The organism is Actinomadura roseirufa (assembly GCF_900659635.1).
In the GTDB taxonomy this organism is placed as follows: Bacteria; Actinomycetota; Actinomycetes; order Streptosporangiales; family Streptosporangiaceae; genus Spirillospora; species Spirillospora roseirufa.
The window spans coordinates 1-10,524 of sequence record NZ_CAACVB010000254.1; the positions used below are offsets into that span (position 1 = coordinate 1).

At 74.3% G+C, this 10,524-nt stretch carries 12 protein-coding genes; 1 reads left to right on the plus strand and 11 read right to left on the minus strand.

The genetic code is table 11. The annotated features are described in order from the left end of the window. Nucleotides 1-275 precede the first annotated feature (275 nt). The 8 genes from rpmF to recG all read right to left on the minus strand — a co-directional run bounded on the left by rpmF (nt 276) and on the right by recG (nt 7,512). A complete protein-coding gene (rpmF, locus tag E1291_RS33765; protein ID WP_131742132.1) occupies nt 276-455 on the minus strand; it encodes a 50S ribosomal protein L32 in 180 nt (59 codons plus the stop codon). A gap of 1 nt (nt 456) precedes the next feature. After that, entirely contained in the window at nt 457-1,104 is a 648-nt protein-coding gene (locus tag E1291_RS33770) for a YceD family protein (protein WP_131742133.1), read from the minus strand. 118 nt (nt 1,105-1,222) lie between these two features. Next, nucleotides 1,223-1,705, minus strand: coding sequence for a pantetheine-phosphate adenylyltransferase (coaD, locus tag E1291_RS33775; RefSeq protein WP_131742134.1), 483 nt, complete (start codon nt 1,703-1,705; stop codon nt 1,223-1,225). A gap of 144 nt (nt 1,706-1,849) precedes the next feature. Further along, nucleotides 1,850-3,313: a penicillin-binding transpeptidase domain-containing protein gene (locus tag E1291_RS33780; protein WP_131742135.1), complete on the minus strand. Its 1,464-nt coding sequence runs from the start codon at nt 3,311-3,313 to the stop codon at nt 1,850-1,852. A 72-nt stretch (nt 3,314-3,385) separates the two neighbouring features. Next, complete coding sequence (gene rsmD / locus E1291_RS33785) at nt 3,386-3,946, minus strand: 16S rRNA (guanine(966)-N(2))-methyltransferase RsmD (RefSeq protein ID WP_131742136.1); 561 nt, start codon at nt 3,944-3,946, stop codon at nt 3,386-3,388. Nucleotides 3,947-4,147: 201 nt separating this feature from the next. Next, the gene (locus E1291_RS33790; RefSeq protein ID WP_131742137.1) at nt 4,148-5,101 is read right to left on the minus strand and encodes a HEAT repeat domain-containing protein; all 954 of its coding nucleotides are present in this window, start codon (nt 5,099-5,101) and stop codon (nt 4,148-4,150) included. Between the two features lie 79 nt (nt 5,102-5,180). After that, nucleotides 5,181-5,261 carry a putative leader peptide gene (locus E1291_RS45280; protein WP_370771078.1) on the minus strand — a complete coding sequence of 27 codons (81 nt, stop codon included), beginning with the start codon at nt 5,259-5,261 and terminating at the stop codon, nt 5,181-5,183. A gap of 64 nt (nt 5,262-5,325) precedes the next feature. After that, on the minus strand, nt 5,326-7,512 hold the full coding sequence (gene recG, locus E1291_RS33795; RefSeq protein ID WP_131742138.1) for an ATP-dependent DNA helicase RecG: 2,187 nt from the start codon (nt 7,510-7,512) through the stop codon (nt 5,326-5,328). A gap of 215 nt (nt 7,513-7,727) precedes the next feature. Between recG and rpmB the strand changes: the two genes are divergently transcribed. After that, nucleotides 7,728-7,922, plus strand: coding sequence for a 50S ribosomal protein L28 (gene rpmB, locus E1291_RS33800; RefSeq protein WP_030164391.1), 195 nt, complete (start codon nt 7,728-7,730; stop codon nt 7,920-7,922). Between the two features lie 81 nt (nt 7,923-8,003). On the opposite strand, the gene thiD is transcribed toward rpmB, so the two are convergent. From thiD to E1291_RS33815, 3 genes are all read right to left on the minus strand, one after another. Beyond that, on the minus strand, nt 8,004-8,822 hold the full coding sequence (gene thiD / locus E1291_RS33805; protein ID WP_131742139.1) for a bifunctional hydroxymethylpyrimidine kinase/phosphomethylpyrimidine kinase: 819 nt from the start codon (nt 8,820-8,822) through the stop codon (nt 8,004-8,006). Between the two features lie 112 nt (nt 8,823-8,934). After that, nucleotides 8,935-10,008, minus strand: coding sequence for a cellulose binding domain-containing protein (locus E1291_RS33810; RefSeq protein ID WP_131742140.1), 1,074 nt, complete (start codon nt 10,006-10,008; stop codon nt 8,935-8,937). Nucleotides 10,009-10,109: 101 nt separating this feature from the next. After that, on the minus strand, nt 10,110-10,524 hold a 415-nt coding region (locus E1291_RS33815), incomplete at its 5' end, for a thiamine-phosphate kinase (RefSeq protein ID WP_370771076.1).

The window sequence follows — 10,524 nt, forward strand, 5'->3', positions numbered from 1 at the left end:
AGGGCCACGGCGCGCGGGACGGGCCGGGCGGCCGCGGCCTCGCCGTGCGAGGAGCGGACCGGCCCGCGCGCCCGGGGGGCGTCCCCCGAGAACGGCTCCGCGAAGACGAGGTGCGCGCCGGTCGGTTGATCCCGGCGTGCACCACGGCTCCGGGCGCAGAACTCCGCGCCGGTCACCACGCCGGCGTCACGCGCCGGGGTGGTCGGTGCCTCCCGCGCATCGGGGGGACGGGCCGCGCCGTACGCGCGGATCCGCCCCCCGGATGCGAAAAAGGCTCAGGCCGACGGGGCGATGACCTGCCGCCGGTCGTAGGTGCCGCACGACGCGCACGCGGTGTGGGGCAGCTTCTTGTCTCGGCATGTCGGGCACTCGACCAGGGTCGGCGCAGCGGTCTTCCACTGCGAACGACGGTGCCGCGTGTTGCTGCGCGACTTCTTGCGCTTCGGGACGGCCACGTCAGCCCTCCTGCTTTCCTTCTCGTCGGTCGGTTGAACCGCGGGGATCCTCGTCCCCGCGTCCCCCTGCCGGGGGGACCGGCGCCACGCCGCCGGCCAGGCCCTGCAACGCCGCCCACCGGGGGTCGGCGACTTCGTGGTGGTGGTCGGGCCCGGCGTCCGCCAGCCGTACACCGCAGTCCGGGCACAGGCCGGGACAGTCGTCCCGGCACAGCGGCGACAGTGGCAGTGCGAGCACCACCGCGTCCCGGAGCACCGGTTCGAGGTCGATCAGATCGTCCTCGAGCCTGAGCTCGTCGTCGTCCGCGTTCCCGCCGGAGCGGGTGTCAGGATAGACGAAGAGCTCCTGGAAGTCCGCCTCGTAGGACGAGGCGATCGGGTCGAGGCAGCGGGAGCACTCCCCCTCCAGGGGGACCGCCGCCGTGCCGGTGACGAGCACCCCCTCCAGCACCGACTCGAGCCGCAGATCCAGCTCGATCTCGGCGCCCGCGGGGACGCCCACCATCTCGACGCCGAAATTCTCCGGAGCCGGCACGGACAGGCGCTTCTCGCGCGACGACCCGGGTTGCCTGCTCAGCGCCCGGGTATCGAGCACCAGCGGGGCGTTGGGGTCGAGGCGAGACAGCGGATTCCTGCTTTCGTGAGGCATGGCGAATGACGGCCGCCGGTGATGGCCGATGTCCCAGGGTACCGAAGACCGGCCACGGGCCCAACTCGCGCCCCGTCCCACCAGGGTCCACGCGGGCCCGCCGGACCGCCCGGACGGGTCAGGCAGGTCCCTGGAGGCGCGCCACGAGCCGGTCGTGCACGATGTCGGGCACCAGCCCGGAGATGTCGCCGCCGAAGCGGACGACCTCCTTCATCAGGCTGGAGGACAGGAACGCGTACTCGGGGTTGGTCGCCATGAAGAGCGTCTCGACCCCGGCGATGCGGTGGTTCATCTGCGCCATCTGCAGCTCGTACTCGTAGTCGCTGACGGCCCGCAGACCCCGGACGATCACCGGGATGTCCTGCTCCTTGCAGTAGTCCACGGTCAGCCCGTAGAACTTGTCCACCTTGACGTTGCCGTACTCCTCGGTGACCTCTGCGATCATGTCGGCGCGCTCGTCGACGGTGAACAGGCTCTTCTTGCTCTTGTTGATCAGCACGGCCACGACCACCTCGTCGTAGAGGCGGGAGGCCCGGCTGATGATGTCGAGATGCCCATTGGTGACCGGGTCGAACGATCCCGGACAGACGACACGGCGCACGACGTGAACCCCTTCGGTCCCGGTTTCTGACCTGCGGCGCGAACGTACCAAATCCGGTTCGGGCCGCTTTCACCCGGGCTCGACCACCGCCGCCCGCGGGCACCGCGCCCGTCCCGCTCGTCCTGGTCGTCCCCCTCCTCCCGCTCAGTCCTTCAACGCGTCGATGATCCGTGCCGCGATCGGGCCGGACTCGATCCCGTACCCGGACGCCTCCGTCATCACCGCGACGGCGTAGCGCGGGCTGGCGGGCGGTCCGAAGCCGATGAACCAGCGGTCGTTGTAGGAGGCGCCCTCGACGTCGGCGGTGCCGGTCTTGCCGCCGAGGACCGACGTCCCCCGCAGGGACTTCCCCGTCCCCTTGCGGACGACGGCCTTCATCATCTCCCGCAGCTGACCGGCCTGCTCGGCCGTGAGCGCCCGCGACAGCGTCTCCGGCTTCCCCCGCCCCACCTCGCGCCCGTCGGCGCCCTCCGAGCGGGACAGCAGATAGGGCCGCATGACCTTCCCGTCGTTGACGATGCCGCCGGCGACCATCGCCATCTGGAGCGGCGTGGCCACCGTGCTGCCCTGCCCGATCGATCCGAGCGCGCTCAGCGACGGCTGGCCGGTCTTCGGGAAGGCGCTGACGGCGCTGCGCATCCCCGAGGCGATCTCCACCGGCCCCCCGAAGCCGAACCGGCCCGCCTGGGCGGCCACCGCCCCGTTGCCGGGCTCCTGGGCGCCCATGAACGCGAACGTGGTGTTGCAGGACTGGGCGTAGGCGTCGATCAGGGGGATGGACTGCAGGTCGCACTGGCCGCCGATGTCGCCCGCGTCGTTGTTGATCGCCCGTCCGGCGCCGGGCGGGCGGTAGGCGCGCCCGGCGCGGACCGCCGAGCCCGCGTTCGCCCCGGCGTCCAGCGCCGACGCGGCGACCACCGTCTTGAACGTCGAGCCCGGCGGGAACAGCTCGCCCGTCGCCTTGTCCAGCAGCGGCTTGAGCCGGTCCCCGTTGAGCCGGGTGAACGCCCGCTGGGCCCGCCGCCCGTCCAGGACCGACACCTCGGCGGGGTCGTAGGACGGTGTGGAGGCCAGGACGAGGATCGCCCCCGTGCGGGCGTCCAGCGCGACGGCCGCCCCCCGCCGCGCCCCACTGGACTCCAGGGCCGCGAAGGCCGCCCGCTGCGCTCGCGGCTCGATAGTCGCCTCGACCGTCCCGCCCGGGATGTGCTTGCCCAGGAGCCGGTCGATGATGCTGGTGGTGGCGAGCCGGGGGTCGGTGCCGTCCAGCACGTGGTTCCCGGCGTTCTCCAGCCCGGTCTGCGAGAAGGGCGAGAAGTAGCCGGTGACCGGCGCGAAGACGGGCCCGTCCTTGTAGTGCCGCTGGTAGCGCTTCCCGCTCACGGGCTCCGACCAGGCCAGCCGCTCACCGCCCGCGACGATGGGCCCCCGGTCGGTCCGGTCGCGGTTCTGGTACTGGCGGCCGTTGAGCCGGTCGTCGCGCAGGCTCTGCGTCTGGAACCCCTGCACGTAGGTGACGTTCGCCATCAGCGCGAGGACCATCACCAGGGCGACGATCCAGACGCGTCCCACGGCGCGGTCGAGGCCGGGCTTCAGGCCGGGCTTCATGACCCGCCTCTACCCGGCCGCACCGAGCCGACGCACCGATCCTCCGCACCGGCCCGAGATACGGGAACCGCCTCAGTCGGCACGGCCGTACCAGAAGACGGCCTCGCCGTACCGCCGGTCCCGCTCGGCCGTGTACCCGCCGGGCCAGGCGAGCGCGGCGCCACGGGCGGCGCGCTCGACGGCGACCAGCGCGCCGGGCGCGGCCCATCCCCGGTCGCGCAGGGCCTCCAGCAGCTCCGTGACCGCCGTGTCGGGCAGCGCGTACGGCGGGTCGGCGAAGATCAGGTCGTACGGCGCGTCCGGCGGCCTGCGCACCAGCCGCTCCACCTTGTCGGCGCAGGGCACCGCGCCGGGCAGCCCGAGGCTCTCGGCGTTGCGCCGGATCACCTGGACGGCGCGCGGATGCGACTCCACCAGCAGCGCGTGCGCCGCGCCCCGCGACAGCGCCTCCAGGCCGACCGCCCCGGACCCGGCGTACAGGTCGGCGACGCGCAGCCCGTCCAGCGGGCCGAGCAGCGCCAGCACCGTCGCGAACAGCCCCTCCCGCGCGCGGTCGCTGGTCGGCCTGGTGTCCCGTCCGGCGGGGACGGCCAGCCGCCGCCCGCCCGCGGCTCCCGCGATGACCCTGGTCATCTCTGTAGTATCCCGGCGCCCGGCCAGTGGCCGGGCACCGAAGGTGCCGCACGGCCGCGAGACGGATGGGACGCACCCACCCCGGAAACATCCCGCCCGCCTCGCGGGCCGTGCGTATCGCGGGTCACCGGTGCCAGCCCGACCACCGGCGACCCGCCGCTCACCCCCCGGGCCCCGCACTCCCAGACGGGGCCCGGCGTCTCAGGCGAGGGCCCAGCGGACCTGAGTCCGCACCCCCGGATCGGGATCGGCCAGCGCCTCGGTCAGCGCGGTGACGACCTCGGGACGGTCGCCCGCCCACTGTTCGAGCGCCTGGACGGCCGCGCGCCGCACGTCGACCGTCCGGTCCTGCAGGGCGTGCACGAGCGGGCGGACCGCGACGTCGGGCGCGGCGGCGCCGAGCGCCCGCACGGCGCGGCGGCGGACCTGCCAGCTGGAGTGCGCGGTCGCGGTGACCACCCGGCCCTCCAGCGGCGCCGGGACGCCCAGCTCCGCGGCGGTGTCGAGCGCCGCCATCCGGACGACGGGATCGTGGTCGCCGAGCAGGTGCCCCAGCGCGGCCAGCCCGGCGGGCCGGACGAGCCGGCCGAGGCCCTCGGCGACCGCGACCCGCACCTCGCGGGACGGGTCGTCGGCGGCCTCGGCGACCTCCTCCACCGCGCGCAGCGCCACCAGGCCGAGCACGGCCTGGATGCGGATCTGCGGCTCGTCGTCCTGCAGGCCCTGCGCGTACAGCTCGGTGGCGCCGCGGGTGAGGATCTCGAGGAGGTCGGTCGCGGTCTCGCGGACGAAGGCGTCGCGGCCGCGCGCGGCGGCCAGCTGGAGCGCGGCGACGCCGTCGTCGCCGAGGTACAGCTCGGGCAGGTTGCGCAGCGCGTCGGCGGCGACCCGCCGCACGTCCTCGTGCTGGTCGGCGAGCGCCCAGGCGAGCGTGTCGCCGGTGCCGCGCGGGGCGCCGCCGCCGCGGGCGGCGCGGGTGAGCACCGCGAGCGCGGCGGCGCGGACCTCGGGCTCGGGGTCGCGCAGGTACTCCTCCACGTCGGCCAGGCTCGGACGGTCGATGCGGTGCAGGGCGAAGACGCGGGCGAGGAGCTCCGGTGGAGCGGGCTCGGCGGCGATGCGCGCGGCATCGGTGCCATGGCTGGTGATCGTCATGATGTGCGGCCTCCTGGGAGCCGTCGTCGGATCCGGACGGGCCGGGCGGGTGCCGCCGGGCCCGTGGAGATGAGCGGGATCAGCGACGGGAACACAGGGCGCTCGCCTGCCGCCGGAGGTCGACGTGCAGGCGCGCGGTCAGCGGCTCGCTCGGATTCACGCGTTCATCGTCGCCCCGGCCGGGCCTAAAGTCAACTTAATTAGTCGGAAATAAGGGGATTTCCTCAGGCCTTCTCCAGGAAGCCCGCCCGGTCCTCGTCCAGCAGGGCGTTCAGCACCGCGGCCAGCCCCGGATGGTCGGCGAGGTCCGGATCGGCGTCGGCGAGGGCGGTCGCCTCCTCCCGCGCGTCGCGGATGACGTCCTCGTCCCGCTGGAGGGTCAGCAGCCGCAGGCTCGACGCCCGGCCCGCCTGCGCCGCCCCCAGCACGTCGCCCTCCCGGCGCTGCTCCAGGTCGAGCCGGGACAGCTTGAAACCGTCGGTGGTCGAGGCCACCGCGTCCAGCCGCTCGCGCGCCCTGCTCCCCGGCTCCGCGTCGGTGACCAGCAGGCACAGCCCGTGCAGCGACCCCCGCCCGACCCGGCCGCGCAGCTGGTGCAGCTGCGACACCCCGAACCGGTCCGCGTCCATGATCACCATGACGGTCGCGTTCGGCACGTCCACGCCGACCTCGATGACCGTGGTGGCGAGCAGGACGTCCAGCCCGCCCTCGGTGAACCGGCGCATGACCGCGTCCTTCTCGTCGGGGTGCAGCTTGCCGTGCAGCACCCCGATCCGCAGCCCCGCCAGCAGCTCCTCCAGCCGCGGCAGCAACTCCATGATCCCGAGCGGGGAGCGCCGTTCCTCCTCCTGCTCGGGCACGTCACCCTCGTCGCCCTCCCGCTCCCCGATCCGCGGGCAGACGATGTAGATCTGGCGGCCCTGCGCCGCCTCCTCCCGGATCCGCTCCCAGGTGCGGGCGAGGAAGGCGGGCCGCTCGGGCGGCACGACGTGCGTCCTGATCTCCGACCGGCCCGCCGGGAGCTGCCCGAGCACCGACGTCTCCAGGTCGCCGAACACCGTCATCGCGACCGTGCGCGGGATCGGCGTCGCCGTCATCACCAGCACGTGCGGGCGCCCGCCGCTCACCTTCTCGCGCAGCGCGTCCCGCTGCTCCACGCCGAACCGGTGCTGCTCGTCCACCACGACCAGGCCGAGGTCGGCGAACTGCACCGTCTCCTGCAACAGCGCGTGCGTGCCCACCACGATCCCCGCGCCGCCCGACGCGGCCTCCAGCAGCGCCGCCTTGCGCGCCTTGGCCCCCTGCGAGCCCGTCAGCAGGGCGACCCGCGTCGCGTGCTCGGCGCCGCCGAGCTGCCCGGCCTGCGCGAGGTCGCCGAGCAGGCCGGCGATCGAGCGGTGGTGCTGCTGCGCGAGCACCTCGGTCGGCGCCAGCAGCGCCGCCTGCCCGCCGCCGTCCACCACCTGCAACATCGCCCGCAGCGCGACGACCGTCTTGCCCGCGCCGACATCGCCCTGGAGGAGACGGTGCATGGGGTGCTCGGCGGCCAGGTCCGCCGCGATCTCGTCGCCGACCTTCCGCTGGCCCTCGGTCAGCTCGAACGGCAGCCGGGCGTCGAACTCCGCGAGCAGCCCGCCGAAGGACGGCGGACGCGGCGTCGCGGGCAGCGCCGCCGCGGCCAGCCTGCGCTGGGCCAGCGCGATCTGGACGACGAACGCCTCGTCCCACTTCAGCCTGGCCCTGGCCCGGCCCAGCTCGTCCCAGGACTTCGGGCGGTGGATCCCCTCGTACGCCTCGCGGAGGCCGATCAGTCCGCGGCGGCCGAGCAGCGCGCCCGGCATCGGGTCGGCGGGGAGCCGCAGCTGGTCCAGGACCGTGCCGGTGGAGATGCCGATCGTCTCGATGTCCAGGCCCTTGGTGGACGGGTAGATCGGGATGATCTCGTCGGCCCACTCCTGCGCGGCCTGCTCGGCGGCCCGCTCCTCCACGACCTTGTACTGCGGGTGGGTGAGCTGCCGCCGCACCCTGCCGCTGCGCGGGACATAGGTGCTGATCTTGCCGGCGAACAGTCCGCGCGTGCCCGGCGACAGCTCCTTCTCGGCCCGGTAGGAGCCCTTGCGGCCGAAGAAGCTCAGCTGCAGCTCGCCCGTGCCGTCCGTGACCGTGATCTCCAGGACGTAGCCGGGGCTGCGGCTGAGGGTGCGGCCCTGGACCTTGACGACCTCCGCCATCACCGTGACGTGCTCGCCGTCCTGCAGGCCGCTCAGCGGGGTCAGCTCGCCCCGGTGGGCGTAGCGGCGCGGGTAGTGGTGCAGCAGGTCGCCGACCGTGCGCAGGTCGAGCCCCTTCTCCAGCACCTTGGCCGTCTTGTCGCCGAGGACCTTGCGCAACGGCTCGTCGAGGTTCGCCACGCAGTCTTTTCTAGCCCATGCCGGGGACGTGAATCACTCGACGCCGCGCGGAGGGGCGCGGCGGCCGATTCGCCTACCCGACCGGCGGTCGGCTACTCTGATTCGTGCGCCTCGTCCGGGGCGTCATCAGTGAGCGCCCATTGAACTCCGCCTCGCCCGCAACGGCTTCGGGGTGGCGCTCCGGTTCAGAGCATCGACACCACTTGGAGTTTCCCGTGGCTTCCGTCTGCGACGTCTGCGGCAAGGGACCCGGTTTCGGCATGCGCGTCTCCCACTCGCACCGCCGCACCCCGCGCCGCTGGAACCCCAACATCCAGCGCGTGCGCGCCGTCGTGAACGGCAGCACCAAGCGGATCAACGCCTGCACGTCCTGCATCAAGGCCGGCAAGGTCGTCAAGCCGACCGTCTGAGGACGTCCCGGCTCAGGCCGGCTCATCGGAGGGTACCGGTGAGCCGGCTTTCGCGTGTCCCGGGCGGGGCCGGCGGCCCGGTCAGCCGCGCAGCCGCCAGCCGTGGTCGACGGGCCCGATGCCCGCGCCGAGCGGGAAGCCCGCGGCGATCGCGCCGGTGACGTACTCCTTCGCGCGGCCGACCGCGGCGGGCACGTCCTCCCCCAGGGCGAGGTGGGAGGCGATCGCCGACGCCAGCGTGCACCCCGTGCCGTGGGTGTGCCGGTTGTCATGGCGAGGGGCGGTGAACCGGTGCTCGCGCTCGCCGTCGAACAGCAGGTCGGCGGGCTCGCCGGGCAGGTGACCGCCCTTGATCAGCACCCATCGCGGGCCCAGCGCGTGAACCGCCTCGGCGGCCTCGCGCAGGCCCGACTCGTCCACCACCTTGACGCCCGTGAGCAGCTCGACCTCGTACAGGTTCGGCGTGACGACGGTCGCGGCGGGCAGCAGCGCCTCGCGGACGGCCTGGACCGCGTCCCGCGCCAGCAGCGCGTCGCCGTGCTTGGAGACGCCGACGGGGTCGACGACGGCGGGCGCGTCCGAGGCCGCCAGCGCGGCGGCGACGACCTCCACCAGCGCGGTGGACGCGAGCATCCCCGTCTTGATCGCGTGGACGCCGATGTCGGACAGCACCGAGTCGAGCTGCGCGCGGACCGCCTCGGGCGGAAGCTCCCAGTACCCCTGGACGCCGAGGGAGTTCTGCGCGGTGACCGCCGCGACGACGCTCATCCCGTGCACGCCGAGGGCGAGCATCGTCTTCAGGTCGGCCTGGATGCCGGCGCCGCCGCCCGAGTCCGAGCCCGCGATGGTGAGCACGAGCGGCGGGGCCTGCGGACGGGACGGCGGAAGGTTCTGCTGCATGCGCCCACCATAAGACGTCGCGTGCGCCTCGCCCTGGGGCGCCTCGGCCGAACGCGCGGCCGAACGCCCGCGGCCGAACGCCCGCGGCCGGGCGCCTCGGCGGGGCGTGCTCTCAGCCGAAGGTGCAGGGCTTGCTGTTCAGGACGCAGTAGGTCGGCTTCTTGGCGACGCCGCGGGCGGTGAACACGACGTGCGCGGACTGGCCGGGCGCGAGCGGCGCGCGGCCGCGCACGAAGGCGAGCGTCCCCGTCCGGACGACGGTCGCGCCGCTGATGGTGCGGACCGGCGCGCCGGGGATCCGGAAGGCGAGCGCCCACTTGCCGACCGGGGCCCGGCTCTCGTTGGTGACCGTCGCGGTCGCCCGGAAGCCCCCCTGCAGCCGCGCGACGACGCGGAACGCGACGACGACGTCGGCGCGCCCGGCGCCGCGGCTGGCCCGGTTGCCCGGACCGCGCTGGGAGACCGTGCTGTCGCGCGGGTTGCCGGCGGGGTCCTTCGGGGCGCCGCCGGCGAAGTTGAGGGAGATCTGCTGGGTGCTCAGCGCGTAGGCGACGACGCCCACCGCCACCACGAGCGCGACGATCGGCAGCATGGGCACGGGCAGCACCGAGAAGAGCCGGACCAGCCGCCTCCCGCGCGACGCGTCCTCGCCGGAGGACGCGGGCTCTGTCCCGCCCGGCGGAGGCCCACCGGGGCCGTCCGGCCCGCCGAACCCCTGCTGGGGACCCGGCTCCTGCCGGGCACCGAAGCTCTGCCGCCCTCCGAAGTGCTGCTGCCCACCGTGGTCGTAAGGAGCGCCGTACTCGGGCTGGCCGTACTCGGGCTGGACCCCGTACCCGGGCTGCGCGCCGTACCCGGGCTGCGCGCCGTACCCGGGCTGCGCGCCGTACCCGGCCTGCGCGTTGTACCCGGCCTGGGCGTCGTACTCGGGCCGGCCTCCGGGATCGTGGCGAGGGCCGAAGCCCGGTCCGCCGGCGAAGTGGTGGCCGGACGGCGGCTCCGCCCCCGGCACACCGGGGGGCACGGGCGCCCGCTCGTAGGACGACACGAACACCTGGTCGTCGGTCGGGCCGGAGAAGGCTTCGTAGGACGACCCGGGGGGAGCGCCGAAGAACGGTCCAGGGGACGCCTGGGCGCCGGAGCCGGGCTCGTCTTCCGGTGGTTCGAGCTTGGTGTGTCGTCCCATCCCATTCCTCTTCGATCACAGGATGTATACCAAACCAGTACCAAGCATGCCTACCGGATGCACGAACGGGCACCGGTGGTCCCGCTCCGTCACCGGCGCGCTCATCCGGGGAAGTGATCCCAGCCACCGGCGGCGGGTACGCGCCCGTCCACGAACACCCCCGCGCCTTCGCCGACCGTCCCCACGGGAGTCCAGGATGGGGGAAGGACGGCGTTCGCGGGGAAGGTTCCGGCGAATCCATGGTCCTCGCCGCCGGTGAGGACGTGGTGGAGCCCGTCCGGGCCGAGGATCTCCGGGACGGGCAGCTCCGCCGTGCGGACGTCGATCCGCACCCCGCTCGCGGCGGCGATGTGCCCGAGGTCCTGGACGAGCCCGTCGCTCACGTCGAGCAGCGCGGTGGCGCCGGCGGCCCGCGCCTCCGCCCCGGCCGTGTACGGCGGTTCCGGCCGCCGGTGGGCCTCCAGCAGCTCGGCCGGCCCGTCCCGCCCGGCGGTGAGCAGCGCCAGGCCCGCGGCG

Bases quoted from the DNA above. Each gene is read 5' to 3' on its own strand.
- E1291_RS33790 (WP_131742137.1), bottom strand. From the start codon at position 5,101: ATGACGATCACCAGCCATGGCACCGATGCCGCGCGCATCGCCGCCGAG.
- E1291_RS33810 (WP_131742140.1), bottom strand. From the start codon at position 10,008: ATGGGACGACACACCAAGCTCGAACCACCGGAAGACGAGCCCGGCTCC.
- thiD (WP_131742139.1), bottom strand. From the start codon at position 8,822: ATGCAGCAGAACCTTCCGCCGTCCCGTCCGCAGGCCCCGCCGCTCGTG.
- E1291_RS33780 (WP_131742135.1), bottom strand. From the start codon at position 3,313: ATGAAGCCCGGCCTGAAGCCCGGCCTCGACCGCGCCGTGGGACGCGTC.
- rsmD (WP_131742136.1), bottom strand. From the start codon at position 3,946: ATGACCAGGGTCATCGCGGGAGCCGCGGGCGGGCGGCGGCTGGCCGTC.
- E1291_RS33770 (WP_131742133.1), bottom strand. From the start codon at position 1,104: ATGCCTCACGAAAGCAGGAATCCGCTGTCTCGCCTCGACCCCAACGCC.